The following is a 24,128-nucleotide window of genomic DNA, read 5'->3' as shown; positions in this document are numbered from 1 at the left end:
TTCTGGTGATCGCGATCCGGCAGGCTGGCTTCTTACGTGAGATCACCATGTCGAGCGGTCAAGAGGCTCAAGCGGGCTCTGGTTTCGGAACCGGTAACGCTGGCGGGAGCAAGCGCAACAGAAAGAGCAAGCGCAAACCTGGTCACTCCAACCATGGCCGCGAGCGGCAGCCCTTAGGTAGGGATCCTGATTATGAAGCGATTTGCGCGAGGCAGACCCTGGGCTTGGCTCTCTCGGGCCGGTTAACTGAACAGCTGGTGAAGAGGGTGCACAAAGCTCTCGCTGTGCAGCATCACCCAGATAAGGGTGGCGATCCCGAAACGATGACGCGTTTGAACAACGCCCGCGACGTGTTGCTCCAGCCTGAGATGTCAGACATCGTTGTGCCGTGACATCGAGGTTGACTTAAATACAGACTCTGGATGCTTTACGAATGCAGGTACTTCAGTCTGTTTCTATGGTTTGTTGAATTTTTTTTGGCAGTTGATGATTGAGAGTAGGAAAAGTCATGGATCCTAATTAGCCGTTCGTGTTTTTTATGCAGCAATGCTTGGTGGTGCAAGAGCGATTGACCTGGATAGTCGGATTGGTAATTTTTGAAATGGAAGGAGGCCGATTTCGTCTCTTTTGACGCGCATGCTGGTCAAATACCAACCGGAATTGATGATGATATGGAATTAATGTTTCGTGTTTTAGGATGTGGAGATAATTGCAGTGTGCCTGAAGCTTGGACTTCTGCACAATGATGCTGTTAAGGCAATTTTAAGGGAGATTGAGTAATGGTTTCGATGCTTACTGGAGAGGAGTTTACGTATACATTTAAGAGCGAAATTTCCATGCTTCAGCTCGATGGCTATAAGGCGCTTCAGGAGAGAATTAATCATGTTGCCATGAAGTTTGAGGGTTATCTTGGGCAGGATCTTGGCTTCTCCCCACTTCCATCAAGTAGTGGATACCTTTGTACTGCAAGAGTAACGTTTGTCAGTCTTCAGCTTTGCTTGGCTTGGTTGGATAGTACTGAGCGTCGTCAGATCTTAAATGAGGCAGAGGCTTCACTTGGTTATAAGTATTATTCGTTGTTAGAGCCTCATTCTTTTGATCAGTGGCTCAACTGTCGAAAAGGTATGCAAACACCTATTTGGAAAATTAATTTATTAGTTTGGTTGGCGCTTTATCCTTCAGTGATGATTCTGATTGTGATTGGTCAGAATACCTTGGATGTTCTGCCCTTGCCGCTAAATATGTTAATCAGTAATGCCATTACTGTTGCAGTAACGGGTTGGTGGCTTGTGCCATGGTTGAGCCAGCGTTATAGCGGTTGGTTTCAGACTAATAGTAAACGCTTGAATTTGATCTATTCGTCTTCTGTACTTGGCTTTCTTCTTTTGTTTTTGTTGCTTTTTAGCGCCTTGTGGAATGGCTAAAAGTAGACATATGACCTACTTGTGGCCAATGTTTCTATGTCTTTAATTGTTGCCCATTCTGGCAATTAATCAAGATTGTATTTTCCTCCTTTCGCATGCGTCTAGGGTGATAAGTATGACAATTTCTTTGTCACCCAATGATTGCTTTAAGGTTTTAGGTAAAGGTAAATATTATCTCTGTGGTTAGTTGATACAAGTAAGTGAAATAATAATTTATTCCTGTCTTTAGGGCGGTCAATTGCTATGGTTTTAAGCTAAAGCGTGAGGGTGACCATCAAGCTTTCTGTTGAAATAGATTTTTTATTGGCTGGTTTTGTTTCTGCATGCGAATAATTTTTGTGAGCAAAATTTTTGCAATCTATTGTTGCTGATAAAACTTAAGCGAAATGTAAAAGATGTTTTTGTGGTGAGATTTATAGAGATAAATACCAGCGGATGACATCTGCAACTTGGCCTGCAGGTCCATGACCACTAATCAGTTCTCCGATGATGGCAGCCATAAAACCCAACATCGCCACTCTTCCGTTGAGTCGTTCAACAAAGCCCAAGGATCCTTGATTCCAGGGGCGTTTCGTCGTTAGGCCTTCACCGAAAGCTTCTAAAGGTTCGTACTGAAAATTTTGGGGTGACAAATCGTCTCCATCAAATCTCTGTTGACTGTATGCAGAGATCCAGCTTCTTTTCATAAGCTTGGGACACCCTTAGGCCCGAACCCATGGACTCTGCTCGTTTAAAAGCACTTTTTACTAAACCCTATGGACAGTCGGGACCCACGGAGTCTCAATGGAGAGAGTTGTATGACGATCAGGTTCGCTTTCAGGATCCAACTCAGGAGCGTCAAGGCATTGATGCCTACATTGCTGCTCAAGATGGTTTGATGAAGCGGTGCGACGACATTTATCTTGTACCTGGCGCAATATCCATCAATGAAAGTATCGCTTTCATTGAATGGGAAATGGGCTTGAAAATTAAGGGAATAGAATTTATTTACCCTGGTGTTTCTCGGCTAGAGATCAACGCTGAGGGAAAGGTCATCAGCCACAGGGATTATTTTGATTTTATTGGTCCCACTTTTGGTCCAGTCCCAGTCCTTGGCGGTTTCGTCAGATGGCTCTACAAGAAATTTGTGGATTGATCACCCTTAGGGGGCTGCACAAATTTGACTTCGTTCTGGCAGGTTCAACGCGTAGAAGAATTTTGGGGTGAACGGCTTTGGCTCAGCTTCCAAAACGTGAGGCTGGTCACGGCAGCTCCAAAACCGAGGAAGACTGTGATCAACGCTTCGCTTGACATGTTAAGCATTTGTTACAAATGTCATCATGGCGCATCCGCAAGCCGTGCGCGAGTGAGTAATTGTTCCTAATTACCTCGCCCCTAGCTACGCACTTCTTCACAAAGGAGCCTGTTTTGATTAGGGTATGTTGAGAAACGTAAACCAAATGCTGAGATCCATTGCGACGAAACCTTTTCTCTCGGATTTCGGAATTCTGATTCTGCGTGTCGTCACAGGCACCCTTCTCATTCACCATGGTTACGAGAAGTTGGCCAATATCGAGAATTTTGCTGACGCATTCGTCCGCCCACTTCACCTCCCCTTCCCAATCCTTCTCTCATATGTCGCCGCTTTTTCTGAAGTTATCGGTAGTTGGCTGTTGATTACGGGTTTCCTGACACGCTTCGGTGCATTGGCGATCATGGGAACGATCTCAGTTGCCATCTATCACGCCATTATCACAGCAGGATTCAACATCTATTTGCTGGAGCTACTGGGTCTGTACTTCGGGGCCGCCGTGGCGATTTTGGCTGTAGGCCCAGGGCTGTTCGCAATTGACGAATTGATTGTGCGCCGCTTTAGTTCTGAGCTAGAGCGTGAGCAGTCTGGCACCATCGACACAGTTGTATCAGAAGGTGGAGCTGCTTAGCTTTTAGTCAGTCTCATGGAAGGGTGAAGCCGGACTGGAGATGTTTGACGTCGAGCATGACCCAGCTCAGCCAAATCACCACGCCAATCACCCCTGACACTGCAGCAAATTTGCCTACGTTGCGAAGTAGCAGTTCGCCAACACTCATCTCTCGCAAGGTTCTGTCCCGATCAGCCTCCATCCTGCTTGATCAGTGACACCAATGACCATTCCTCTTAATTCCCCCTCAGTCAGCCTTTTGATTGTGGGGGTTTTCTTTGGGGTTCTTCAGGTCTGGTGGATTCGCTCCTTGTGGTTTAGAAATGCAGCGCGTCAAAAAGCTCAACCCTTGAGCTCCAAACAGTTTCGAAAGGATTTGGAACGAATATTCAAGAATGAATTCTGAGTCCTCAGGCAGGTTCTTCCCCATGATTGAGGACGCGTCACGTGTCTATTGGTTGGATGGGCTCTCTTCAAATCTATGAATTGGAGTCAGACCAGATTCCAATCGTGACCGATTGGTCCCGACGCGAGGGATTTGCCCCAGGTCTTGGGGACATTGAGATTTATCGGCATACAGATCGGCAAGGGTTGTGGATTGCCTGGCTTGATCGCGAGCCGATTGGTTGCATTGCGGGCGTTCGTTACAACCTTGATTATGGATTTATTGGCCTCTATCTCGTTGTTCCACATCAGAGAGGTCATGGCTATGGACAACAGCTTTGGAGGCATGCTCTGAATCACCTTGCGGATCTCACCTGCATCGGATTGGAGGCAGCCCCCGCTCGCATCTTGGACTATGCGGGATGGGGATTCAAATCATCCTCATTGACCACCCGTTGGTCCTGCTTCAACAAGGGCATTTCAGAAGATTCCAGAGGCGATCTCCCATCTGGTCTTCAGGTTGTGGAGGGCCGTGATATTCCTTCAGAAGCTGTACAGCTGTACGACGCTCAGCGAGAGCCAAGTCCCAGGCCCCATTTCCTGGCCGATTGGCTTGGACATCAGTCTGGTCAAGTCCTTGCCCTTCTTGATGACAGCGGCAACTGCCATGGATTCGGCCGCATTCGCCCCTGCCTTTTGCAGGATGGTGAAGGCTGGCGCATCGGCCCCCTCCTTGCTGATTCCCCTGGGTTAGCCACCTATCTCATTCAAAAGCTTCAGCAGCGCCACCCAGGAATGTTGTTGATCGATACGCCTGGATTTAACGCTGCTGCGACTGAGCTCATGGCTGCACTGGGTTTTACGGCTGAGTCGGAAACCATGCGGATGTATCGAGGTGATCTGCCGAAAGTGGCTTTAAACGACGTGTTTGCTTTGGCCTGTTTGGAATTGGGTTGAGTGGCTTGGCTTTACTTCTTCGCCGCATAGACGACGGCTCCACCTGCAACGAGCGTCAGGGCGCCAGTGGTAAGTAGGAATCCAACCAACAGGGTGAAACCAATCAAGGAACCAAGAAGCGACATCTTGATGCGTAGAAGCTTGGACTTCATCAACATCACCATCAAGATCATGATGGTGGCTTTAAGGCCAGCCACCTTGCCTGCATTGATCAGGCAGAACGGATTAACAGGAAGCATTTTTTCGCATTTTAGGTTCCGCTAATTCTGACGAGTTTGATCTCTCATCTGTGAGATCTTCCATCGCGAGCATCCGCCATCGATGATGGATGGCATGTGTGGACGTTTTTCACTCACTGCGGATGCTCTTCAGCTCCCGGCGGCGATTCGGGAGCGAATGGATGATGTGCATCTCTCGCGCTATGCACCACGGCAATTGATCCGCCCTTCTGAACCCGTGTTGGGATTGCGTCGTGAGGAGTGCAAGACCGAAGCCGCGCTCATGCTTTGGGGCTTGATTCCTTCCTGGGCGAAAGACCCCTCCGCAGGACCTCGCCCCATCAATGCTCGCTCTGAAACCGTTGCCGAGAAAGCGAGCTTTCGAGCAGCCTGGCGCCACCGGCGATGTTTGATTCCAGCCACTGGATTTTTCGAAAAAAACTATTTGGTTCGCCGTCGAGATCAACGTTCCTTTTGGATGGCTGGGTTGTGGGAGCGCTGGCTTGGTTCGGATGGAAGTGAACTTGACACCTGCACGATTCTCACCACGGCACCGAATTCTCTGATTCAGCCGCTGCACGATCGAATGCCTGTTTTGATTCCTGATGGTCTGGAAGAGGCATGGCTGGCCGTTGCTGATGGCCATGACCTCCGCGCTTTAGAACCACTCCTGATGGGTTGGGATCCTCAAGGTTGGATTGTTGAACCGATTCAATCGAGCGGGAACCAACCATCTCCATCTGCTGTCCAGGGTTCGCTGTTTGACATCCAGTGATCCCCGTTCCTTGCTGATCAATCTCGAATTCGTTGCTCCCTGAGGCGTCGCATGCTGTTGCGGGGCATGATCCGATTGTCTTTGAGTGAACGAAGAGGGGCGTCTCGATTCGCTGTTCTTGGGTTCAAGCTGATGAGCACCATCAAAGCAATCAAGCCCAGCAATGTGATCCCAGACCGAATCGGTGAGATCATTTTCAATCCTCCACTGACGTCACCACATTCTGTTCGAGTGGTAGCAATTCATCGTCGTCGTTTGCACGAGTACGAACAGGAGCATTGAACCCACGAGCTCGTGGGTTCTTGACCTCAAAAGGGCCTGGAGTGCCTCTGGGCACAGCGAGTCGGAGGGCGAATGGATGGGCTCCTGGGTCTACATCTCCAATCGATCCAACTCGTGTGCGGTTTTGAAGCACTGGCTCACCGCTGCGATCAAGAATGCGTGCATAAACATCTGTATCGACAACAGCGCGTTTGCTTGGATTATCGACTGTGCCGCTGAGCACGTAGCAGCTGGCTCCTTCAGGACTTGTGATGTTGTTGCGCGTATTCCCTTGCGCCTGTCCTGGTTGTGCCCCTGGGTCACTGGCATCGCAAGGAGCTAAGGCCACGTCACTCAACCGCAGTTCAGCTGCCAGAACGGGGGTACTGATCAGCAAACACATTGCGATCAGAAGTGAAATAAGTGAGCGCTGAATCATGGCTTGGACGGGGTTCAGATCTGCACCATGCCGCAGCGCATGCCTTTAAGGACAGCTTGCACCCGATTGTTGACCCCAAGAATTTTTAGCAGTCGCTTGGTGTAAGTCCGTGAGGTTTGTTCACTCACGGTTAAGGCCTCTGCAATCTCCCGATCTGTCATTCCCTGTGCAAGAAGATCGAGAACTTCATATTCTCTCGGCGTGAGTCTGGGACAGCTCAAATAGGGCAAATGACCTGAGCGAAGAGAGGCACTCCGGTAGAAGTGGTGCCCTAAGACCGCGAGCACAGCTGCCTCAAGGGGCTTGCGATCTTCAATGATGTCGGCTTCCGCGACAACCGCTTCAAGCCAGGAGGCGTTGGCGTATTCAACAGGGATGGCATCTCCGAGAGCCAGGACGACGACCTTGAGCGAAGGTTGCTGCTCGCGTGCTTTGCGAGTTAATTCGAAACCATTTCCCTTTTCCAGCCGATCGGTGCAAATCAGAAGCTCAAAGGGTTCTTTTTCTAGGTATTTAATACAACTGTCTTCATCAGTTACTGCACAGCCAATGCATCCTGTGTCTTGAAATGAATCACAAAAACAACGGAGAAAAAAGCGCCCCTTCATCGCAAGGGCGACCTTCCCTGTCACCGTGACCGTAAGAAGGCGATCTTCATTTTCGCGCTGCTCTTGGTTCTGGATATAGGGGGTCAGATCCATGGTCCGGACATCTTTAAGCGCAGGAACGTTATCAGCGATCCTCGCAAAAAATTTACGACGTCATCGGTTCGATGGGGGCTTAGTCGTCATAAACGAGGCATTCCGGGGCATCGGGATTAATTTCGCAATGCAACTCCAAAGGAGAGGGGTCTTTATGCTCATCAGGGTGGTTTCGCTTATAGGTCTCGAGCCTTTCAAGTTCTTCTTTTAGATGAGCTTGTTTGCCAGCATCACCATCTCTCTTTGCTTTTTCAAGATCTGCTAGGTCTTTGGAGATATGGTTTTCAATGCTTTCCATATAGAAATCAAATGATCACTCAATATTCAAAGCTTTCCGGCTTTGGGCAGATACCCCCGGATGGGGACCTTTGAATTGACCCCAAATGGGGGTCGAAGAGATGTCCTTTGCTAAGGCAATGTGAAGTTGATTCACAATAAGGCTTAGCTAATGAGCACGAGCCCAGCAATCACGATTGGAGAATTAGAAGCAAAGTATCCCCTTTATTGCAAGGCGATGCGTCTTTTGCTTTCAGAAGGCCGCTCACCCCTGCAAATGAAGAAAACTTTGTGTTGGGAAAGGCTGGAGACACTACACATGTCTCTCCCTCGTCGTTATAAGGCTCCTTCGCATTTGTTACGTCTTATCCAGAGGGATTTGGGAGATTAAAAACTCGTCTCAGGGAAATCTATTGATCTTCTGATTAACGACTTTTTCTTTTACTTGGGTTAATTGCTGCTGTATCGGCAAGCATTTGCAAGAAGAGGTGTTCTGGATTTAAGTATTGGTTTGGCATTGCTTCGTGGAGTCTGGTCAGTCGATTCCAGCAAACAGTCTTTTGTGCCTTCTCCATTGAGGATCCATCCTGAATGAGAATTTGTAATGCTTTTAAATAGATCGATTGCTGATCACGTAGTTCGGAAATGCTTTGAGTGGTGCTGAATGTTGGAGTGGTCATGATGCGCAAGTCTCGGATAGAAGTTCATGTGCAGTTTGCTTATGTGAAGATAGTGGGTGGAGTTCTGAGCTAATGGACCTTGTGCCGCAGCATCCTTCAAGGATGACCCTGCTACCTAATAAGACGATTGTGAACGTCCATCCATCCATTGAGAAAGTCATTTTTTTGCTTCGAGAGGGCCCTTGTACTGAGCTGTGGATGGAGCATGCTCTATGTAAGGCGATTTTGTTAGTCCCTATTTGGGGGTGATTAGTGGCCTATGCATGAGCTAACAATCACGAGATGATGGATTTTTTGGTTGGTTATGTCAGCCTTGATCTTTGCTGATATTGGAGAGTGCAATGGCTCGTATGTTGCACATTTGAATCTTCAGGGCCACCAGGATCTGCTGAATGAAAAATGAGAGTTCTTAAAGATAATCTACTAGTTGCTAGAATGTTTGCTTGATATTGCAATAGCAAGCCTATTCTCTAACAGGCTTAACAATAAGCGACTACGGCACTCACGATTGGATGATTTGAAGGCATTACTGGTTCTCTAGCCACTGCTACAGGAGGAAAGGTTTGCTTTTGCTGTCTTTAGAGCAACCTCGCAAGCCGATCGATCCTCCGCATCGATATCCCCCTGACTTCCATTTAGTCGTGCTTCCAGGAAGGCAATTTCGTCGATCCAATAGTCTTTGCCTTTTGCAGAATCGTTGCTCATCTGGGGTTTCTGGCTGCAGATTCATTCTCTCTTCTTTGCGAGCAATTTGCAATCTCCCCCCTTGGCATCCAGTATATTTTGCTTACCAGAGTTGAAATTTCGTTGTATCAGTAGAAGATGCGGACAGTTTTTGGCTAAGAGCAACGGCAGCTAGCACTGGTGCAACCACACCTATGACAATTGTCTTGGTTATGAGCTGCTGCAGCTCATTGTGTTTGGATTGGCCATAGTGAAAGCCCTTAATTGCACTCGTCATCCGTATGATTGCATTCTAATAATCGTACCGAATCATGTTTTCTTGATCTTAGAGTTGGCTGAAAGTTCTATTAAGTACCAATGAATAATGATATTTTCTAATGTATGAATCAATTCTTTGAGCTTGTCTTCCTTGCCTTGAAAAGGTGTTTTAACCACTCCTATTGTTCTGAATATGATCGTTGAGATCAATTCAGTACAAGTTGAATCGCGCGGCGGCTGCTGTCGATGGCCAAGACAATGGCTAGTCCTCGTAAGCAACGCACCAAAACTAATGAATCAAAAAGATCGAGGCGTCTCGCAGTCCATTGAGCAGCTATTGCCGCAACGCTGCCCAGAGTGAGTCCCATCCAGGGAATCCCCCGTCCTTCGTGCAGAAATTGGAGTGACGCTGCACTGGCTGAGCAGAGCACGGCCACTGTGCTCAGGCGAATGGCCCGATGGATAGGGACTGCAAAAGGCCCACTCATGAGTGGTACGAGAACGAGTCCCCCCCCGAGGCCAAGCATTCCTGCTGTCCAGCCCGCGATGCAGCCCACTCCAGCTAGCAGGGGCGCGGGCGTTTCTTCTGGTTCTAAGCAGAGTGGTTTCTCGAGCTCTTGCTCTATCTCTGCGTCTTCGATTTTCTCTTCGGCTTCGTCTGTTTCTGCATCTTCATTGGTCTCAGCTTTTGGCGCCTCTTTGATGGAAAAAGCCAACAACACATACACCGCTGTCTGCATGGCTAACAGCATCCATCCAGCAGCAAGGCCACCGAGTCCTCCAAAGACCAACGCTGATCCGAAGCCTGCTAGGCCAATGGCTAAAGCCGATCGTGTTGGCAGGCTTCCACTTTGCAGGTGCACGATTGTCCCAGCTAAAGCGGTTGGCACAATCGCAAAGCTGCTAGTAGAGAGCGCCTGGTGAGGCGGCAGGTTGAGCCAGAGCAGAACAGGAGCAAAGATCAAACCGCCGCCGATTCCTAACAATCCAGCCAAGCCTCCTGCCAGGAGTCCGAGGCTGATCAAGATCGGTATATCCCACCAAGGCACCACGGCGACTGTTCCAGTGCGCTCTCAGCATGCTGTGAATGGCTGTCGCAATGGGGCTGATGCGTTCAGATGGTTACTGATTTTGTTGAAAAGTGGCGGTATGAACCACGTAGTTGCACCAATACCCTTAGAAAGGTTAAAATATGAGTAGGTAGGTGAAAAATGAATCCGGCTAAACAGCATCGCAAGTTACATAAACTTCTCTCAAAGGCTGAAGTGTGTCTCACGAGAGACGAAGCTCAGAAAATCTTGAAGAAAGCTGCAAAAACTCAACGCAAACTTGAAAAAGGTCCTTCACCTGAAACTAGTGAAGAACCAAATTTGCAAGTTAGTAACTTATAGTATTTGAATAAGTGTCAGTTTAGTGATGCTGAGCTTCAGCAAATGTTCGAGAAAAACAATATTTTAGTAATATTTTTTATCAATTAAATCGCTTCAATTGATTGGAAATCTAAAAGAGAGACATTGCTTTGATCTTTGAAACTTTTTTGGGGTCTAATCCCTGAAGATCATTGGCTTCGATCAGATCTCTTTTCATCATTTCAGCTAGTGAGAAGAGAATGGTGTCGTAGTTGAAATCCATTCTTCCTTCTAACGCGAATCTCTCCGTACTGAGATAGTCGTGAAGTGAGCAAACAGATTCGAGTGAGTTCAGAGACTGACTCTTGTTTTGGATGGCACTAATCAAAACGGTCACAGCGCGCTCGTTGCCTTTGAGGAAGGCTTTACGAGCAATCTCTGTTTCGGTGGAAGGCCAGTCAACTTGCGTCATGACGAGAATCAAAAGGGTTGGTGTTAGCCGGTGGTTCAGGCCGTCTGACTCAATGGGGATCGTTGACGCAGACGCGGAAGATCAAACCAGGGTGTGGACGGTGATAGGTGATGTTCGCGATGGTATCCAAAGTGATAGCAAGCTGCGAACGAGAGCAATGGATGAACCGTCAGACTTCTAGGTGTTTGACGATGAGGATTGTTCTTGTTGAGGTGGTGGGGAAACCAAGTGCCTACGAAAAAGAGCTGCAGAGCGCTCAAAATCAGAGGAAGAGTACAGAAAAGCGTGACCGATAAAATGGCTTGTTGGCCTGTTGACGGAATGAGAGTGATAAGGACCAACCAACACGAAATCAAAATCGTGAGCGGTCTAACACTCATGTACCGCCTGAGAAAGTCCCAGAACCAGCGCAAGGCTGAATGGTCTGGGTGATTGAGATAATCAGGGTCTCGTTCGGTTTCAGCCTTTAAATGATGAAGATCGTGATTGCTCTTGCATCGTTGATAACTAAGACCCGCATAAAGAATGAGGGAAGCAGTACCAATGAAGTTGTTTAATTTAGAACGGTTTGGTGAGAGGGTTCCATGCATAGCGTCGTGGCCGATGATGAACAATCCCGTCTGTACAAATGTTCTCAATAAAACAAGAGGGATTAATGCTGAGATCGGCAGTAAATCAAGATTTAACGAAAGGCATCCCACGAGTGAAATGAGCCAAATCGCTGTGATTACTGCTGCGAACACTAATCCGAGATCACGCTGCTGATCAGATTCAGCTACCACCAAGTTTCAGGAGTTCGGCTGGTGATGCCAAGAGATCGATGGCAACAAAATAGATCTTATCGTTTTCGTCTAGCAGGAAACGCCAGGCAACATTCATGCCAACTTCTCCTCCAAACCAAGGAGTTTGAACTTGTCCCGTGACTTTAATTTGATTAAAACCACCATCTGTGGGTTCTCCGTAACCACCTTGAGGCAACAGTTTTAGGTTCTGACAGTCCCGCTTGAAGAACTTGAGAATGGCATCTGTTCCAACGATGGGCCTTTGAAATGGTGGTTGGAGAGCACCATCAGATAAGAACAATTTAATCAGACCGTCAAAATCGTTGGAATTGAGTAGTTCCATGTAATCCAGAATCGTTTGATTCAAGACTCCAGGAATGAAAACTTTTACGCGAGCTTCTGCAGGTGTGGGCTCAACGATCGGTTCGGAGACAATCGCTGAATCATCGTTGTCAGGGTCAAAACCCATGTCAACAACAAAATTTCGCAGAATGCTGATTTGTTGGCCTTGCTCAACTTTCTTGACGGACTCAAGAACAGCGTTGGCGTTGGAAGACAATTTATAACCTTCGGGAATCGGTGCGACTTTCCCTTGATTCATCAGTTCGCCAAGTTCATACCAGAAACCGAGCTTTACGTTGATCGACCAGAACGCATAACGCGTAGAGATAGGAGCATCCACTTTTCCAGCTAAGTCGCACATCACGCGGCTTTGCTCGCTGAAACCCATCCCAGTAATTTCATCGAGTGTTGGCTGTGCGATTGCCATTCGTGCGGCACCCGGAGCAGCAACAGTGATCGTGCGTCCCATCTCTAGATAGGCGAACCAGATGAGGGCGAGTTGATCCTCTGCACTTAGCAACTTGTAGCGGGCAGTGATGGCCGGGACGGCATCTGCTGTACGTGTATCTGGGAATATCTGCGCGGCCTTATCGATCGTGAACATGGAAGTACCGCGCCTGAAGATGAAGACAGTGTAACACTCTGTATCGTTGGGGTCGCGCTTGAGTCGTTGATTTGGTAGGAGCTAAATCATTTGGCTGCGAATGATGCTGTCCCACACATTGGTGGGGAGCAATTTTTGAATAGCGACAGATTCCGAACGGTGGCCGCATCGATAACGCGCATTCGGTGCGCGAGCCTCAAGGGCTTTTCTGATGGTTTTAGCAACGACATCTGCTGGAGAGGCACGCCTAAACCCTTCCATCCAGTTTTGCTCCACTTTTCTCATCATTGCTGTCCAAGCCGGATCGCTTTGGGCTTCAATCATGGATGCCTTAGCGACATTTTCGAAGCCGGTGGCAATTAAGCCTGGTTCGACAATGACGACTTGGATTCCGAATTGATGAAGCTCAAGACGCAAGGCGTCGCTAAGGGCCTCAAGCGCATACTTGCTTGCTGCATACCAGCCGGACCCAGGGGTCACAAATCGTCCGGCAATCGATGACACATTGATGATTCGCCCTTTGCCATGCTTCCTCATCTCCGGCAAAAGCATTTGGGTGAGACCGATGAGCCCGAAGACGTTTACCTCAAAAAGACTCTGAGCTGTTTGTATTGGCATGGTTTCGATCGGCCCTACCTCTCCAAACCCTGCATTGTTCACAAGGGCATCAAGAACTCCAAATTGTTCATGGACATGCGTGACAAGGGATTGCCTTGATTGGATGTCCGTGATGTCGAGGGGAAAGACTTTGGCACCTGAGGCGCAAAGATCAGTCATCGCATCAGCTCTCCGTGCTGCCGCGATGACCTTCCACCCATGAAGGAGGAGGAGTTGAGCGGTTGCTTTACCAATCCCGCTGGATGCCCCTGTGATCAAGACGGTGCGTTGTGGCTTGGTCATCCAGCCTTGATATGGAAGAGTGCGCACAGGCTGACAGCGATGTCATGAAACAGCTTCCAGGTCGCACGCGACCTCGTTGGCAGCAACAACTTATTTCTGGTCTTGTGATTGGCTTGGGATTGGTGGTGATGGTGGCGTTGCTGCCCATCTTGTTGCCGATCATGTTGATCGCTGGGTTGCTTGCCGCGCTAGCCCTGATCCCGATCCTGCGTCAATTGCGCAGTGAACTCGAGCAACTGGATCAAGTGCAGAGAACATCTGCCGAACGGATTCCAACGGATGTCACTCCCTGGCAGCAAAAGTTATGGGACCAATGGAAAGCGTCGCTTAATCGGCGCTCATAGGGCACTGTCGTCGTCAGCGGTTCGAACGACGGAGATGGTTCGAGATCCGAATTCATCAAGAGCTGCAGCCCAAGCTGCTGCATGGTCTGAGGCAAACACTGTGATGGAGCCGACACTCTCACCCGTGAGTTTGAAAAAAACGGTGAATCGCTGGGACATCGTTCTCCAGTCGATTCCAATGTCACTGTGGCATTTTGAGCACGATCATCGCCTCATGACCGCACATTTTCGCTAGAGAAGGGTCAGAAAAGTTCTAGCGGACAACATTTCCTATGCAGACCCCATCTCAGATGCGTTCGGTGACCCCAGGAGGGCCTGAAGGAGGACTGGTCGCGATCCTTGGTCTCGTCTTAGCTGCTTTGTTGTTGCTTTCTCAGGCTTTATTTGTGGTGCCAGCTGGTGAAGTTGCTGTTGTGACAACACTTGGCAAGGTCAGTGGCTCGTCACGCCAGCCTGGTTTGAACACCAAGCTTCCCCTGGTGCAGCAGGTTTGGCCTTTCAGTGTTCGCACCCAGGTTCGCCCTGAAAATTTTGCAACTCTGACAAAGGATTTGCAGGTGATTGAGGCCACGGCCACAATCAAATATGCGTTGCGTGCCGATCAAGCTGGTCGTGCTTACAGCACGATTGCGAGCAGTGATCGTGATATTTATCCTCGAATTATTCAGCCTTCCTTGCTGAAAGCACTCAAATCTGTGTTTTCTCAATATGAATTGGTCACAATCGCATCTGAGTGGAATGATATTTCGACTCTTGTAGCAGAAACGGTTGCTGATGAGCTTGATCAATTTGACTACGTCAAGGTGTTAGGCCTTGATCTCACTGGACTAGAAATAGCCGAAGAATATCGTGCAGCGATTGAGCAGAAACAGATTGCTGAGCAACAACTTCTCAGGGCTCAAACCGAGGTTCTTATTGCTGAGCAAGAGGCTTTGCGCTACGACACTTTGAACAAAAGTCTTGATGATCGTGTGTTGTACAAATTATTCCTTGATAAGTGGGACGGTATGACTCAAGTTGTTCCTGGTTTGCCTGGCACCAATGGTGGGATGCCTTCCGTAATCGTTGGATCACGCAAATAGTCACTTAGCTGGTCTATTGGCTAAAACATCAATAAAATGAATGTTGCAAATCTTTTGTGAATTTCATTTTATTGATTCAAATTGTTGAAGCCTTGGGTCTTTCTTGAGGTCTTGCGTTGAAGGTATAACTTATCGCAGGATGTAGAAATTGTATTTATTGTATGTTTTCTTGAAATCTGTCATGTGCACACAGCGATGCTCTTTATTTTCGATGAAGAACGGCCTCGAGCAATATGTTCGCTTTTTTCTTGCTGAAAAACCTTTAAAATGTCGAGTACCAGGTTTGTTTGAATAACCTGCTTCAAGTCACCATTGGTGGTTTTGTTTGATCTTTAACCCTGAAATATGAGGTGAGTGGGTGAATCGTCGTGTGGTGAGGGGTGTTTTCGTAGTGTTGCTCCTGGGTGTGCTCACGCATTGTGCATCCAAAACTCAAGTGCGTGTTCGCTATCGGGTTGTGCCACAACGCTCGCCAGAACGGTTTCAGCTTCCGAAGCAAACTCCTTCGCAGCATGGTCTGTTGTTGTAGGAATCAAGACAAAATTTGAGCCTGGCTTGAGATTGTCTTCAAAAGACAATGGTTGATCTTGCCAGTTTTTGAATTGTATTACTCGAATTCGGTGTGAAGAGAGAGTCGGCTTGAGCAGTTGTTGAGGTTAGCGGGTGTTTTTATTTCATCTTTTCGTGCGATGTCCGCGCCCTTTTTTACTGGAGCTACATCGCCATTGAATTAAAAAGCATTGAGCTGTGTAACAGCAAGCTCACCTTGTCCACGAACGGTCGTTCAAGTCACTTAGAAGAGTCTTGACCTGTATCGAGCTTCAGCCATGCAGAATAGTTTCAGCAGGGAACTTGCTCAATCACTCGTGGTCATGCTCTTGGAGATGCAGGCAGAGATTCGCGAGTTCTCATATCAAATGGATCTTGAGGAGCAGCGCTGTCAAGCTGCTCAAGCACGATCTGGGTCTACAGGTAGTCCTTTTAGTGTGAGCGCTAATTGACGGGCTGCGAGCAACCCCGGGTATAGAAAACTGGCTCGTTTGCTATTACCAAAGAGTCCGTTCAGTAAAGCCAACAAAGGATCGCTTGGTTTGAGTTGACTACAGAGAACAGAGATAGCTTTGCTTCCATGCCAGATCTGATCCCCGTCGATCAACACGGCCCCTTGACTCAAATTGAATCCCCGTCGACGCAAGTCATTGCGAAGTTCATGGTCGAGCCTTCCGTCTCGGATCAGTAGATCTGGAATGCCACCTTTTAGTTCGCTGCGCAGGGCAAATGCTTCGCAAAAAGGACAGCCACCGTCGTAAACCAGCGTTTTCAGCAACCCCTCCAACCGTTCGTTCGGTAAGTTGATGTGATTGACAATAATTTAGATGGCGGACAAGGAGCTACTCAAAGAGGTCGGACAGGAACTGTGGGGGTCTGTCAAGAAGCTCCGCCCTGGCTTGCCTCGTGAATCTCGTTTGGAGCTCACCCTCAAGGCACTGATGGTGATTGGCGATCTGTCTGATCAAATTCAGGCTGCAGTTGTTGTTGGGCTTATTGCAGAGCAAGAACCGCCCGAAAACGAACCTGAGGGCAAAGATGTCACAACCAGTGCTGACAGCGAGTCGGAGGTGGAGCAAACACCGGATGGCCGTCGCGTGGTGCGTCGTCGCTCGCGTGCTGCCGGTTAAGCAGAAAAGGAATGCTTGATCAGCATCAGCCGATCGAGCATTTTTTGGCCTTGATTTTGTAGTCCCTATGCATGGGCTGTTCCAAGGGGCAAGAAAGCCCTGCAACATCTGTGTTGCAGGGCTTTCTATTGGCGATTAACTCGTTACGTGCGTTAGTTCAGCAAAGCCTTCCCTCGGCTGTGAATGTTGCGGGCGTACTCAGTCCACGTGCCTTGGCCCCAATAGCGAAAGCAGCTTGTTTCCAGTAAAAGCAGGTGCAGAAGTGCTTTTTGATATCTCTCATCCTTCGTGAACGATGGATTTTCTTCTGTCTGCTGGTCGAAACGTTGATGAAAGGCTGCGCTGAGTTGGTTCATCGGCTCCAAAACGTTGTCGTACCCTTCAACCCAACTGAGGTTGTTGGTCCAAGAGGCCCCCTCCATTGAGAAGCCATTGTTATTGGCTTTGAGTTCTTCGATTGCGGCGTTGACAGTCTCACGATTCGAATCGTTTCCTACCTGTTGCCATAGCCGGTGCTGCTGCACCGCCTGCACTTCGGGGAAATCGGTCGCCGTTACTCCTGCCTGTTCGAGAAGCTCAAGCCATTCGCTTCCGTTGATTGCCACCGTTTGGGTGTGCCCCTCTCCCACTGGGTTCTGCTGGCGCGCTTTGCGGTGCGCTTGAAGAAACGCTTCCGGGAATTCATTCATCATCACCCCCCCGTTTTCGCCATCAGCGATTTGCGTCACCACTGATGGAATGTGCCTGCTTCCAAGCGGTTGTTGTTCAAGGGTGAGCGCCTCGTAATAGGGCTGCATTTGGCCCACCAGTTTGGTGTCAGAACCTTGTGTCTTGATTAATACAGTGATCCTTGCGGTGTCTCCTGTTGAGCTCCTTGCGACCAGTTGATTGGGGAGGTACCTCTGTGCATGGCTAAGAGGTGAGCCATCCGGGTTTTCTACGCTGTGTTCTTGAACCATCAACCAGCTGTAACCGCAATCAAGAAGAGCCTGGATGAAGGCATGAAGAGTATCTGGGTGGTTTGGAAGATGCATTTCGGGGGGTGAAAACCCTTTCACCCGTTTGAGCGCGTCCTCGCCGAAAAGATCAACGAACTGGTGCTGCCAAGCACTGATCTGAAGCTTGAGATCGGGAATTGGTGTGGATGGAGCCACCGCATGGCTCCAGAACGTACCTAGCCATTCCACATGGCGTTGCATGTCTGGATCACAGGCGAGATAGCGCAGCGCGTCTGTGATGTCTTTACGCCCCATCTGGTGAACTCCCCAGAGGAGGTTGCCGGAATAATCGAGCATGATCCGGGGATTGCATCCTTCGCTGATCAGCTGCGGTATGAGATCAGCCATGCGTCGGTAGCACTGGGCGAAGGGTTCCGCGTTGTGGTTGTCGCCCTCTCCCTGGTTCTCAACCATGTATTGCAGATGGGAAACCAGTTCTCCGCTTCTGCCTGCCGGGATTGTTGGCTGATGCATGTGCAGCGCACAGGCGAACGCTGAGCGGATCCCCTCAAGCCGCAGATTTGTGTGCTGGATCCAGACAGGCTCGCGATTTTGCAAAAGGGAATGCAGATCGGTTTCTCGGCCAGCGATTGCTGGAGATTGGTGTTGTGTCATGGCTTGATTCGTACTCCATCGAGGCTTGGACGTCATGTCACGATCGATTCAGCAGCTCATTTCTGTTCTTGGGTTTCGTTTGCATGGGGTCTCATTGTGGTTTCCTTTCGTGATTCACTAACGGAGACAAGGGGCATGGGCTATCTGTTTTGAGCGCTCTCCATTCATTTTTGGAACACTTGCAACGCGATGCTCGGTTGCAAAGCCGCGTCCAGTCAGCAATGACAGCAGCTGAGGTTGCGATGATCGCTCAGGAGCTTGGTTACGCCGTTTCAGGAAGTGAGCTCCTGTTGCTATCTGGCAAGTCACTGACAGGGATGCGGGTTGTTCGTATCGATCATCCTGGTGAATACCCACACCGTTATTGAGTGAAGCTGCTGAGTACAAACACTGATGTTTCTGAGAGATGGCATGCGCCATAACGAAAGAGCCCGATGGGAAGGGCTTAGATCAAGTCCAATGAATGCGTCTCGTGGGCAGTGGCCGGGGGGTTACGGCCTTTTTATTGGTCTGTTGTATCCATGCTGGAGGAGTTCTGTACGTCGTCTGTTATTCCCTTGAATGTGCTGAAAGCTTGAAAAATCGCCGTTATTTGTCTTTATCACCACATGAATCATCCGTGATCCCGAAGACTTCTGATGTATGTGCGTGGTTTGCACCATGTTTTGCAGGTTGGGTGCATAAGTTGAGTACATACGAAACGTCATTGATGTACAGAATTCAAGAACTGAGCTCTTCCGGCTGGACGGATCATGGAGCCAGAACAACTGAAATCGTGGCCTTTTGGGCTGCTCATGCCCTCAGCCAGCAGGAAGGACAATCTGCGAGAGTCCTCAACCCTTTGGATGAGATGGTTTGCATCATGAACCGCTCTGGATCGACTGCGATCCAAACTGATCACGAATTGGTGGCTTAACCGATGGCTTATTTCAGTCACTACAAGCATTTCACGATTCGCTACAAGATGTCTGATGGCAGCAAGCAGGAGGCTTGTTTCTATGCATCAGACGCTTGGGAGGCCCGCATCCTTGCTATGGAGTTTTACGAGCACATTCGACGATGGCCCAACAGCATCGACTTAATCCATGAAGTGGGTTGTCGCTTCTGATCATGACCAGCCGAATCGCCCATTAAGTCAAGAAATAGCAACGAATGGGGCCAGAGGCATGAACTGGCTCCAAGATTGGGTTCATGACTTTGACGCACTGTCCGCTTTGTATTGGCTTAGCGCTGCTTTCAGCGATTCGCACTACGGCTCATCTCGTGATGATTGCCCAACTCGAGCGTCGAACTGCAGAAAAGTTTGAGCATCCAGCAAGTGTGCTGGGTACCGTGTTTCAACTTTGAAATTGGCAACGGGATGATCTCCTCAGTGTGAGTAGAGAAGCAGTGGTCACATTCTGTTGATCAAAGGGAGTTTCATAGAGCCAGTGGTGGTTTTCCACCAGTGGAAGCCACTCGAGGGCTAAGCACCTCACCATCTTTGAGCCTTTTTATCGGAGGCCGCTCGTTCAAGCGAAGGGTTTACATGTGATCTGGCATCACAATGAGACTAACAAATCATCATAGTATCAAACAAGGCTGAATAAAAAATAGATGATTAATTAAGAATGCTTTCAAGGTTGCAGGTATTGTGTAATGGCTTAATCGAGCTGGATGTTTGAAATTAAATTTTTATAGTATATACGTTCTGAACCGATAAGGATTGCGATACTTATAGCTTTTGAGAATCTTGTTTTAAATATTTAATGGGACCACTTGGATATGATGAAATCGAAGACTCGTTTTGATATGTAGGTTTAAAAATCAGCTCAAAATTGAATTAATCGTGGAATGGATTAGAGCCTTTCTTTCAGGCAAGGAAAATGAAGGATCATTTGTTAGCAATCACCCAAGCAGTGGCAACACGTTGCTTGAGATAGAGATCTGCGAGATGCCTCGCTAGCTCTTGAAGAGCCACAACGTCAGTCGTGGCGTCAATTTGTCGCTTAATTGACTCGGTTTCGAACTGCTGAGCAAGAGTTGCTTGCATGAAAATGCCTTTTGATCTCGCTACTTTAAAAACTCTTTACGGAGACTGCGGGCCACGGTTGGCCAATAGAGGCGCCAAGTTGTAACGAAATCGTTACAAAGCTCATGACTGTTGGCGAACTCGTGCTCGAAACCCTTTCCACTGGTGTGATTACGGAAGATGAGGTCACTTGGCTTACTGATCATCTGCAGACATTTACTCGGCCTGAAGAAGCAGCTGCCATTCGTTTGGGTCGTCTTATGGATGAAGGTCAAGTCAATCTCGGGTGCCGTGTCTCGAAGCGCTGGCTGCATCATCGGGAGGTTCTCGTGGACTGGATTGAACCACTCGGTCGTCACAGCTGATCAGTGTTGAGTGTGGCGACTCAAATGCCTCTGCTTTTGGAAAATTTAGTGTTAGCTCGATTTTGAGGAGCGCAAGGCTGAGTCGCTCACTTATTGCAAAGCCTCATACCAATTTCTGATTCATTTTTAACACAGCCTTTGAACTATTCCTTTCTCTTATAAGTTGTGCATTTTTCACTTATTTTTGATCGGGTCTGATGACATTTTTATTGTTTGCGAATAAAGTCATGAATTTTTAATCACATCTAATATTGAGTGTATTTATTCGTGTTTTGATAGCTAACTTGACTTTGACTCTTCACGCGACGCGATTTCATCCATCTCTAAGTGGTTTCGCTTATTTTTGCGAGTCGGCATTAATTTTTGACTATTGTTTTGGTTGAAAACTAATCCATCTTTACTATATTGATAACGTAATGGGTGAAATTTGATGAAAAAATTACGTCAATTGAAGAAGCTAGAATTAGTAGTTGGAATTGGTTTCTCTTTGATTGGCTTCTTTATTGGCTCACTTTTGATTGGAAACACATTGAACAGTAAAATCCAGCTGGATTCACCTAAGGAAATTAGTGACAATGACTCTAGACCTTATTTGAGTGAGAAATCTCCTGATATTGAAATTCCAAATGTTCCCAATCCTCAAGTAGAGAACGTTAAACAATTACGAAAAAAAGAGAAACAAACTGCTTCTACCTCTCCCTCTAATAAATTTACAAGTTTGTCTCAAGAAGAGAAGAATTGTGTTATTTGGAAGAATGCATATCCTGAAGCTGCTTATAAGCTCAAGCAAGGTGATGCATGTTACTAATCTATGGTGACTACTTTTTTATTGGATTTTTATTGTTATTTGAAAGCAACAATGAACTGAATGGTTCTTTCATGGGTTTACAAAGTATGGAGTTTGGAAGCGCTCTCTTCAGACTCCGCTTTTAACCTAAAAAGCTTTTTAGACTGTTTCCACGACCCTAAAGCTGGGTGGAAAGTCGTTGTCTTTTGTTGCTCTTGTGATTGTTGCTGCCTTAATCGCTTGGTTTATGTGGCCGTCTATTCAAATGCATAGATGGCCACACATCTATCAGCTCACGCGTTGCTCCTGAGTTCTTAGAATTTCATAAGCTTTCCATAACCCATCAACCTCTGAGCATGTGAATTGCTTGTCACAAACTCGATATTTCCCATTTCCAACGGCATCGATTGTTGAACCCTTAGATGTTGCGCAGATTCTGCTGAGAAAGGCCACTGGATTGACTCAGTTATCCATGGTCTAGGTCAGCATCGGGGCATTGTGCCCGTTTTGCACCTATTCCTTTTCAGATCGAAATAGATTCTTGCAGAGAATAAAGACTTGGAGCAATGCTTCATCTTTTGATCTTGATGACATGCCTACCAGCTTTACTTTTATTGTTTGGGTTGAATCGATGATTTTTCTATTCTCTATAATAAATTTTTTGTGGCGAGAACTGATAGGTTTGACTATCTAGTTTTTGTTTCGTTTTAGTCCATCCTTTTGTGGCTTTTGCTTTGTCCTTTAGATGCCTTTTATGAATAAAACATTTTTATCAGATTTGACATTAATAGAGACTGATTCACTTTCAATAGCATTTGCTGTCTCCACTTCATTCTATTGGTTAGTCGTTACCTACTTTCTCTTCGATTTACTCGATGCATGACGGCAATGTTCACACTTCAGCGCATCGCTACTTAATATGGTCAAAAGACTATTCTCCATGAAAGCAGTTTTTGACGACACCATTCTTGCTGAAAGCAACGATATTGTCTATGTGGATGGAAATCCCTATTTCCCTCGTGAAGCAATCTACGACCAATATTTTCGCGATTCTCGACACACAACGGTGTGTGGTTGGAAGGGTAAGGCGCGCTACTGGGACTTGATTGCTGATGATCAGATTATTACCAATGTGGCTTGGAGCTATGAGACACCAAAGCCTGACGCAGAAGCCATCCGTTATCGGGTTGCTTTCTATTCCGGAAAGGGCATCATCATATCTTGATGGATATGAGCTACATTTGTTTTTAGCAAGAAATGGTGGTCCATAAATTTACTTTTTACTGGTTTTGATATGTACTAAGAATATTGCTTCGCTCTGCTCATGGTTCTATTCTATTAGTCATAGTGGATCGTATTCTTTGACGAACGTACTAATTGCTTTTAGTTTGACTATTTTGTTTGCAATCCTGTCCATTCTCTATTGCTGACCTATAATGATTTTTTCATTGTGTGCTTATATGGAAAACGAATCATTTGAAGCTTTAGAACCTGATTTCAAAAAGTTGAACGTAAGTGTTCCTTTGTACCGCATTGTTCGTGATGATCTTCAGGAAGATGCGATCACTAAGCTACAGTTCAGTTGTTACGATAGCGCTTATGATGAGCTAGAGCGCTTTTATGGCGATTTATGCTGCTCAGATGAGAGAATAGAATACTCAATTGTATCTATTTGATTGTTTGTCCTGTTTGCGTAAGCTTCCAACTGATTAACTTTATGAGCTATGTTTACATTATGTGCTCCTGGGCGAGCTGATTTGTTGTTGCATTGTCTTGGATTTCGCTAGTGAGTTTATTTCGTGCTGCATTCGCCACCAACTTGTTATTCGTTGGTGCGAACGCCATGCTCCTTGATTATTGTTCCCTTCTATAGCTTCACACAACGTAGTCATAATCTTGAGTAAATCGATACCCACGCTCTGTTGGTAAGAGTCGTCACTATTATTTGCTCATCACATCTCAATGTGATGCAAAAGGCCGGGTGATGGGGATTACTTGGCGGATGACCGCTCTTGTTTCGAGCGGTTTTTTTGTGCTTACCCAATTTGGCTTATTGGATTGGTTACGTGCTGTCTTATCGTTTTAAAATTGTTCTATCATTGATTCAATTTTTTGCTCTTTATGACTCCAACAAAGATTTTACGTATACTTATTATTGTGGCTTTTCTTGGATTGTCCGTTTTGGCGATCCAGTTGACCAGTGGAGTGAGCGATTCTGACCCTTCTAGTGAGCTTCAAGAGGCTATGCCGGCCTTACAGCAATGAGTAGATACCTGTTAATGACTTGAAAAAAGTTGTTTTTTGCACGTATCGAGTGTGATTGTGTATCTTACATTCTGCTTGTCGTCTACAACTCTGTAAATCTTTCCCGTAGCCATACATTTTGTCCGAGCATCTACAAATGCTTTGAACTCTGTCTTTCTGGTTACTTCAGGTGTCCAGTTTTCATCGGACAGGTGTTCAATCGTGTACATCAAGATCTAAGCGTTATAGATATGCTGGCCTCTAATGGGATAAAAGTGTGGAATCTACTGATTAACCTTGGGATCACAAAGGCATTTTTAATTGTTCCAACGTGTTTCTGTATTTTTTATTTAATTTCGATTTGATCTCCATGCGCTTATGCCAAGAGTTTGAACGGCTTTCTGAACACTGGTGATCTAATTATTTTGGACTTTCTATTGGCTCCAGGCACCTGGTTTGGCGATCAAAGGCTTGTGCCTGACTCATTTTGTTGAGCAGCTTATGGATGTCATGGGTGGAGAGTTCTCCATTCGAAGCCCACTTCATTGATGACAATTCGTATTTTTGAAGAGGGGCTGGCATCGACCATTTGATTA

Annotated in this window: 35 protein-coding genes; 18 read left to right on the top strand and 17 right to left on the bottom strand. The window is 47.1% G+C overall.

Features of this window, described 5'->3' with window-relative positions; translation table 11 throughout:
- The first annotated feature begins 47 nt into the window (after window positions 1–47).
- Complete coding sequence (locus tag SynSYN20_RS09340) at window positions 48–392, top strand: molecular chaperone DnaJ (protein ID WP_186525564.1); 345 nt, start codon at window positions 48–50, stop codon at window positions 390–392.
- Between the two features lie 396 nt (window positions 393–788).
- Window positions 789–1,424: a hypothetical protein gene (locus SynSYN20_RS09335; RefSeq protein ID WP_255476225.1), complete on the top strand. Its 636-nt coding sequence runs from the start codon at window positions 789–791 to the stop codon at window positions 1,422–1,424.
- Window positions 1,425–1,837: 413 nt separating this feature from the next.
- Here the strand turns inward: SynSYN20_RS09335 and SynSYN20_RS09330 are convergent, their stop codons facing one another.
- Window positions 1,838–2,056: a chlorophyll a/b-binding protein gene (locus SynSYN20_RS09330; RefSeq protein WP_186515851.1), complete on the bottom strand. Its 219-nt coding sequence runs from the start codon at window positions 2,054–2,056 to the stop codon at window positions 1,838–1,840.
- 83 nt (window positions 2,057–2,139) lie between these two features.
- On the opposite strand from SynSYN20_RS09330, the gene SynSYN20_RS09325 reads away from it, so the two are divergent.
- A complete protein-coding gene (locus SynSYN20_RS09325) occupies window positions 2,140–2,559 on the top strand; it encodes a nuclear transport factor 2 family protein (RefSeq protein WP_186523225.1) in 420 nt (139 codons plus the stop codon).
- A gap of 304 nt (window positions 2,560–2,863) precedes the next feature.
- Window positions 2,864–3,346: a DoxX family protein gene (locus SynSYN20_RS09320; protein WP_186523224.1), complete on the top strand. Its 483-nt coding sequence runs from the start codon at window positions 2,864–2,866 to the stop codon at window positions 3,344–3,346.
- 13 nt (window positions 3,347–3,359) lie between these two features.
- On the opposite strand, the gene SynSYN20_RS09315 is transcribed toward SynSYN20_RS09320, so the two are convergent.
- On the bottom strand, window positions 3,360–3,527 hold the full coding sequence (locus SynSYN20_RS09315; RefSeq protein WP_186523223.1) for a hypothetical protein: 168 nt from the start codon (window positions 3,525–3,527) through the stop codon (window positions 3,360–3,362).
- A gap of 260 nt (window positions 3,528–3,787) precedes the next feature.
- Between SynSYN20_RS09315 and SynSYN20_RS09310 the strand changes: the two genes are divergently transcribed.
- Window positions 3,788–4,666: a GNAT family N-acetyltransferase gene (locus SynSYN20_RS09310; protein WP_186523222.1), complete on the top strand. Its 879-nt coding sequence runs from the start codon at window positions 3,788–3,790 to the stop codon at window positions 4,664–4,666.
- A gap of 11 nt (window positions 4,667–4,677) precedes the next feature.
- On the opposite strand, the gene SynSYN20_RS09305 is transcribed toward SynSYN20_RS09310, so the two are convergent.
- Window positions 4,678–4,905 (bottom strand): hypothetical protein, encoded by a 228-nt coding sequence (locus SynSYN20_RS09305; protein WP_186523218.1) that lies wholly within the window; start codon window positions 4,903–4,905, stop codon window positions 4,678–4,680.
- A 94-nt stretch (window positions 4,906–4,999) separates the two neighbouring features.
- On the opposite strand from SynSYN20_RS09305, the gene SynSYN20_RS09300 reads away from it, so the two are divergent.
- Complete coding sequence (locus tag SynSYN20_RS09300; protein ID WP_186523217.1) at window positions 5,000–5,659, top strand: SOS response-associated peptidase; 660 nt, start codon at window positions 5,000–5,002, stop codon at window positions 5,657–5,659.
- 17 nt (window positions 5,660–5,676) lie between these two features.
- Here the strand turns inward: SynSYN20_RS09300 and SynSYN20_RS09295 are convergent, their stop codons facing one another.
- The 4 genes from SynSYN20_RS09295 to SynSYN20_RS09280 all read right to left on the bottom strand — a co-directional run bounded on the left by SynSYN20_RS09295 (window position 5,677) and on the right by SynSYN20_RS09280 (window position 7,358).
- Entirely contained in the window at window positions 5,677–5,853 is a 177-nt protein-coding gene (locus tag SynSYN20_RS09295; RefSeq protein WP_186523216.1) for a hypothetical protein, read from the bottom strand.
- A 2-nt stretch (window positions 5,854–5,855) separates the two neighbouring features.
- Window positions 5,856–6,359: a hypothetical protein gene (locus tag SynSYN20_RS09290; RefSeq protein ID WP_186523215.1), complete on the bottom strand. Its 504-nt coding sequence runs from the start codon at window positions 6,357–6,359 to the stop codon at window positions 5,856–5,858.
- Between the two features lie 14 nt (window positions 6,360–6,373).
- Entirely contained in the window at window positions 6,374–7,060 is a 687-nt protein-coding gene (locus SynSYN20_RS09285) for a response regulator transcription factor (RefSeq protein WP_186523214.1), read from the bottom strand.
- Between the two features lie 79 nt (window positions 7,061–7,139).
- A complete protein-coding gene (locus SynSYN20_RS09280) occupies window positions 7,140–7,358 on the bottom strand; it encodes a CP12 domain-containing protein (protein ID WP_186523213.1) in 219 nt (72 codons plus the stop codon).
- A gap of 150 nt (window positions 7,359–7,508) precedes the next feature.
- Here SynSYN20_RS09280 and SynSYN20_RS09275 point away from each other — a divergent pair, with 150 nt between their 5' ends.
- Entirely contained in the window at window positions 7,509–7,727 is a 219-nt protein-coding gene (locus SynSYN20_RS09275; protein WP_186523212.1) for a DUF3136 domain-containing protein, read from the top strand.
- 34 nt (window positions 7,728–7,761) lie between these two features.
- Here SynSYN20_RS09275 and SynSYN20_RS09270 read toward each other — a convergent pair whose 3' ends face one another.
- From SynSYN20_RS09270 to SynSYN20_RS09245, 6 genes are all read right to left on the bottom strand, one after another.
- The gene (locus SynSYN20_RS09270) at window positions 7,762–8,016 is read right to left on the bottom strand and encodes a DUF3136 domain-containing protein (protein ID WP_186523210.1); all 255 of its coding nucleotides are present in this window, start codon (window positions 8,014–8,016) and stop codon (window positions 7,762–7,764) included.
- Between the two features lie 1,148 nt (window positions 8,017–9,164).
- Window positions 9,165–10,010, bottom strand: coding sequence for a sulfite exporter TauE/SafE family protein (locus tag SynSYN20_RS09265; RefSeq protein WP_186523208.1), 846 nt, complete (start codon window positions 10,008–10,010; stop codon window positions 9,165–9,167).
- A gap of 448 nt (window positions 10,011–10,458) precedes the next feature.
- Entirely contained in the window at window positions 10,459–10,779 is a 321-nt protein-coding gene (locus SynSYN20_RS09260) for a hypothetical protein (RefSeq protein ID WP_186523206.1), read from the bottom strand.
- Between the two features lie 35 nt (window positions 10,780–10,814).
- Complete coding sequence (locus SynSYN20_RS09255) at window positions 10,815–11,561, bottom strand: fatty acid desaturase (RefSeq protein WP_186525563.1); 747 nt, start codon at window positions 11,559–11,561, stop codon at window positions 10,815–10,817.
- Complete coding sequence (locus tag SynSYN20_RS09250) at window positions 11,551–12,507, bottom strand: orange carotenoid-binding protein (protein ID WP_186523204.1); 957 nt, start codon at window positions 12,505–12,507, stop codon at window positions 11,551–11,553. The genes SynSYN20_RS09255 and SynSYN20_RS09250 overlap by 11 nt, the downstream gene beginning before the upstream one ends.
- 81 nt (window positions 12,508–12,588) lie before the next feature.
- Window positions 12,589–13,407, bottom strand: coding sequence for an SDR family NAD(P)-dependent oxidoreductase (locus SynSYN20_RS09245; RefSeq protein WP_186523202.1), 819 nt, complete (start codon window positions 13,405–13,407; stop codon window positions 12,589–12,591).
- Between SynSYN20_RS09245 and SynSYN20_RS09240 the strand changes: the two genes are divergently transcribed.
- Entirely contained in the window at window positions 13,395–13,751 is a 357-nt protein-coding gene (locus tag SynSYN20_RS09240; RefSeq protein WP_255476224.1) for a hypothetical protein, read from the top strand. The two genes, SynSYN20_RS09245 and SynSYN20_RS09240, sit on opposite strands and share 13 nt — an antisense overlap.
- Here the strand turns inward: SynSYN20_RS09240 and SynSYN20_RS09235 are convergent.
- A complete protein-coding gene (locus SynSYN20_RS09235) occupies window positions 13,746–13,910 on the bottom strand; it encodes a hypothetical protein (RefSeq protein WP_186523186.1) in 165 nt (54 codons plus the stop codon). The genes SynSYN20_RS09240 and SynSYN20_RS09235 overlap by 6 nt on opposite strands.
- 113 nt (window positions 13,911–14,023) lie before the next feature.
- On the opposite strand from SynSYN20_RS09235, the gene SynSYN20_RS09230 reads away from it, so the two are divergent.
- Window positions 14,024–14,833, top strand: a complete 810-nt coding sequence (locus SynSYN20_RS09230) for a prohibitin family protein (RefSeq protein ID WP_255444220.1) — start codon at window positions 14,024–14,026, stop codon at window positions 14,831–14,833.
- Window positions 14,834–15,782: 949 nt separating this feature from the next.
- Here the strand turns inward: SynSYN20_RS09230 and SynSYN20_RS09225 are convergent.
- Window positions 15,783–16,160: a DCC1-like thiol-disulfide oxidoreductase family protein gene (locus SynSYN20_RS09225; protein ID WP_186523184.1), complete on the bottom strand. Its 378-nt coding sequence runs from the start codon at window positions 16,158–16,160 to the stop codon at window positions 15,783–15,785.
- 49 nt (window positions 16,161–16,209) lie between these two features.
- On the opposite strand from SynSYN20_RS09225, the gene SynSYN20_RS09220 reads away from it, so the two are divergent.
- Window positions 16,210–16,512: a TIGR03894 family protein gene (locus SynSYN20_RS09220; RefSeq protein ID WP_186523182.1), complete on the top strand. Its 303-nt coding sequence runs from the start codon at window positions 16,210–16,212 to the stop codon at window positions 16,510–16,512.
- 152 nt (window positions 16,513–16,664) lie between these two features.
- Here the strand turns inward: SynSYN20_RS09220 and SynSYN20_RS09215 are convergent, their stop codons facing one another.
- Window positions 16,665–18,125 carry a glycosyl hydrolase family 57 gene (locus tag SynSYN20_RS09215; protein WP_186525560.1) on the bottom strand — a complete coding sequence of 487 codons (1,461 nt, stop codon included), beginning with the start codon at window positions 18,123–18,125 and terminating at the stop codon, window positions 16,665–16,667.
- Between the two features lie 149 nt (window positions 18,126–18,274).
- On the opposite strand from SynSYN20_RS09215, the gene SynSYN20_RS09210 reads away from it, so the two are divergent.
- The 4 genes from SynSYN20_RS09210 (at window position 18,275) to SynSYN20_RS09195 (ending at window position 19,472) form a co-directional block, all read left to right on the top strand.
- Window positions 18,275–18,493 (top strand): Nif11-like leader peptide family natural product precursor, encoded by a 219-nt coding sequence (locus SynSYN20_RS09210; RefSeq protein ID WP_186523180.1) that lies wholly within the window; start codon window positions 18,275–18,277, stop codon window positions 18,491–18,493.
- A gap of 206 nt (window positions 18,494–18,699) precedes the next feature.
- Window positions 18,700–19,041, top strand: a complete 342-nt coding sequence (locus SynSYN20_RS09205) for a hypothetical protein (RefSeq protein ID WP_186523172.1) — start codon at window positions 18,700–18,702, stop codon at window positions 19,039–19,041.
- Between the two features lie 3 nt (window positions 19,042–19,044).
- A complete protein-coding gene (locus SynSYN20_RS09200) occupies window positions 19,045–19,233 on the top strand; it encodes a hypothetical protein (RefSeq protein WP_006853144.1) in 189 nt (62 codons plus the stop codon).
- An 83-nt stretch (window positions 19,234–19,316) separates the two neighbouring features.
- On the top strand, window positions 19,317–19,472 hold the full coding sequence (locus tag SynSYN20_RS09195) for a hypothetical protein (RefSeq protein WP_186523170.1): 156 nt from the start codon (window positions 19,317–19,319) through the stop codon (window positions 19,470–19,472).
- A gap of 526 nt (window positions 19,473–19,998) precedes the next feature.
- On the opposite strand, the gene SynSYN20_RS09190 is transcribed toward SynSYN20_RS09195, so the two are convergent.
- Window positions 19,999–20,157, bottom strand: coding sequence for a hypothetical protein (locus SynSYN20_RS09190; protein ID WP_186523169.1), 159 nt, complete (start codon window positions 20,155–20,157; stop codon window positions 19,999–20,001).
- Window positions 20,158–20,261: 104 nt separating this feature from the next.
- Between SynSYN20_RS09190 and SynSYN20_RS09185 the strand changes: the two genes are divergently transcribed.
- From SynSYN20_RS09185 to SynSYN20_RS09170, 4 genes are all read left to right on the top strand, one after another.
- Window positions 20,262–20,501 carry a hypothetical protein gene (locus SynSYN20_RS09185; protein WP_186523168.1) on the top strand — a complete coding sequence of 80 codons (240 nt, stop codon included), beginning with the start codon at window positions 20,262–20,264 and terminating at the stop codon, window positions 20,499–20,501.
- 430 nt (window positions 20,502–20,931) lie between these two features.
- Window positions 20,932–21,309 carry a hypothetical protein gene (locus tag SynSYN20_RS09180; RefSeq protein WP_186523167.1) on the top strand — a complete coding sequence of 126 codons (378 nt, stop codon included), beginning with the start codon at window positions 20,932–20,934 and terminating at the stop codon, window positions 21,307–21,309.
- Window positions 21,310–22,228: 919 nt separating this feature from the next.
- Window positions 22,229–22,513: a DUF427 domain-containing protein gene (locus tag SynSYN20_RS09175; RefSeq protein WP_186523166.1), complete on the top strand. Its 285-nt coding sequence runs from the start codon at window positions 22,229–22,231 to the stop codon at window positions 22,511–22,513.
- Window positions 22,514–22,748: 235 nt separating this feature from the next.
- On the top strand, window positions 22,749–22,964 hold the full coding sequence (locus SynSYN20_RS09170) for a hypothetical protein (RefSeq protein ID WP_186525728.1): 216 nt from the start codon (window positions 22,749–22,751) through the stop codon (window positions 22,962–22,964).
- The last annotated feature ends 1,164 nt before the right edge of the window (window positions 22,965–24,128 follow it).

Source organism: Synechococcus sp. SYN20, from assembly GCF_014279555.1.
Lineage (GTDB): Bacteria > Cyanobacteriota > Cyanobacteriia > PCC-6307 > Cyanobiaceae > Synechococcus_C.
This window is presented reverse-complemented; position numbering and strand designations above follow the sequence as displayed.

What these genes read in the sequence shown, in the direction of transcription:
- SynSYN20_RS09310 (WP_186523222.1), top strand. Translation starts at nt 3,788, where the DNA reads ATGGGCTCTCTTCAAATCTATGAATTGGAGTCAGACCAGATTCCAATC.
- SynSYN20_RS09285 (WP_186523214.1), bottom strand. Translation starts at nt 7,060, where the DNA reads ATGGATCTGACCCCCTATATCCAGAACCAAGAGCAGCGCGAAAATGAA.
- SynSYN20_RS09320 (WP_186523224.1), top strand. Translation starts at nt 2,864, where the DNA reads ATGCTGAGATCCATTGCGACGAAACCTTTTCTCTCGGATTTCGGAATT.
- SynSYN20_RS09170 (WP_186525728.1), top strand. Translation starts at nt 22,749, where the DNA reads ATGGAAAACGAATCATTTGAAGCTTTAGAACCTGATTTCAAAAAGTTG.
- SynSYN20_RS09235 (WP_186523186.1), bottom strand. Translation starts at nt 13,910, where the DNA reads ATGTCCCAGCGATTCACCGTTTTTTTCAAACTCACGGGTGAGAGTGTC.
- SynSYN20_RS09200 (WP_006853144.1), top strand. Translation starts at nt 19,045, where the DNA reads ATGGCTTATTTCAGTCACTACAAGCATTTCACGATTCGCTACAAGATG.
- SynSYN20_RS09245 (WP_186523202.1), bottom strand. Translation starts at nt 13,407, where the DNA reads ATGACCAAGCCACAACGCACCGTCTTGATCACAGGGGCATCCAGCGGG.
- SynSYN20_RS09190 (WP_186523169.1), bottom strand. Translation starts at nt 20,157, where the DNA reads ATGCAAGCAACTCTTGCTCAGCAGTTCGAAACCGAGTCAATTAAGCGA.
- SynSYN20_RS09195 (WP_186523170.1), top strand. Translation starts at nt 19,317, where the DNA reads ATGACTTTGACGCACTGTCCGCTTTGTATTGGCTTAGCGCTGCTTTCA.
- SynSYN20_RS09315 (WP_186523223.1), bottom strand. Translation starts at nt 3,527, where the DNA reads ATGGAGGCTGATCGGGACAGAACCTTGCGAGAGATGAGTGTTGGCGAA.
- SynSYN20_RS09270 (WP_186523210.1), bottom strand. Translation starts at nt 8,016, where the DNA reads ATGACCACTCCAACATTCAGCACCACTCAAAGCATTTCCGAACTACGT.
- SynSYN20_RS09185 (WP_186523168.1), top strand. Translation starts at nt 20,262, where the DNA reads ATGACTGTTGGCGAACTCGTGCTCGAAACCCTTTCCACTGGTGTGATT.
- SynSYN20_RS09220 (WP_186523182.1), top strand. Translation starts at nt 16,210, where the DNA reads ATGGCGGACAAGGAGCTACTCAAAGAGGTCGGACAGGAACTGTGGGGG.
- SynSYN20_RS09260 (WP_186523206.1), bottom strand. Translation starts at nt 10,779, where the DNA reads ATGACGCAAGTTGACTGGCCTTCCACCGAAACAGAGATTGCTCGTAAA.
- SynSYN20_RS09335 (WP_255476225.1), top strand. Translation starts at nt 789, where the DNA reads ATGCTTACTGGAGAGGAGTTTACGTATACATTTAAGAGCGAAATTTCC.
- SynSYN20_RS09230 (WP_255444220.1), top strand. Translation starts at nt 14,024, where the DNA reads ATGCAGACCCCATCTCAGATGCGTTCGGTGACCCCAGGAGGGCCTGAA.
- SynSYN20_RS09280 (WP_186523213.1), bottom strand. Translation starts at nt 7,358, where the DNA reads ATGGAAAGCATTGAAAACCATATCTCCAAAGACCTAGCAGATCTTGAA.
- SynSYN20_RS09180 (WP_186523167.1), top strand. Translation starts at nt 20,932, where the DNA reads ATGAAAAAATTACGTCAATTGAAGAAGCTAGAATTAGTAGTTGGAATT.
- SynSYN20_RS09275 (WP_186523212.1), top strand. Translation starts at nt 7,509, where the DNA reads ATGAGCACGAGCCCAGCAATCACGATTGGAGAATTAGAAGCAAAGTAT.
- SynSYN20_RS09250 (WP_186523204.1), bottom strand. Translation starts at nt 12,507, where the DNA reads ATGTTCACGATCGATAAGGCCGCGCAGATATTCCCAGATACACGTACA.
- SynSYN20_RS09305 (WP_186523218.1), bottom strand. Translation starts at nt 4,905, where the DNA reads ATGCTTCCTGTTAATCCGTTCTGCCTGATCAATGCAGGCAAGGTGGCT.
- SynSYN20_RS09300 (WP_186523217.1), top strand. Translation starts at nt 5,000, where the DNA reads ATGTGTGGACGTTTTTCACTCACTGCGGATGCTCTTCAGCTCCCGGCG.
- SynSYN20_RS09175 (WP_186523166.1), top strand. Translation starts at nt 22,229, where the DNA reads ATGAAAGCAGTTTTTGACGACACCATTCTTGCTGAAAGCAACGATATT.
- SynSYN20_RS09290 (WP_186523215.1), bottom strand. Translation starts at nt 6,359, where the DNA reads ATGATTCAGCGCTCACTTATTTCACTTCTGATCGCAATGTGTTTGCTG.
- SynSYN20_RS09325 (WP_186523225.1), top strand. Translation starts at nt 2,140, where the DNA reads ATGGACTCTGCTCGTTTAAAAGCACTTTTTACTAAACCCTATGGACAG.
- SynSYN20_RS09215 (WP_186525560.1), bottom strand. Translation starts at nt 18,125, where the DNA reads ATGACACAACACCAATCTCCAGCAATCGCTGGCCGAGAAACCGATCTG.
- SynSYN20_RS09340 (WP_186525564.1), top strand. Translation starts at nt 48, where the DNA reads ATGTCGAGCGGTCAAGAGGCTCAAGCGGGCTCTGGTTTCGGAACCGGT.
- SynSYN20_RS09295 (WP_186523216.1), bottom strand. Translation starts at nt 5,853, where the DNA reads ATGATCTCACCGATTCGGTCTGGGATCACATTGCTGGGCTTGATTGCT.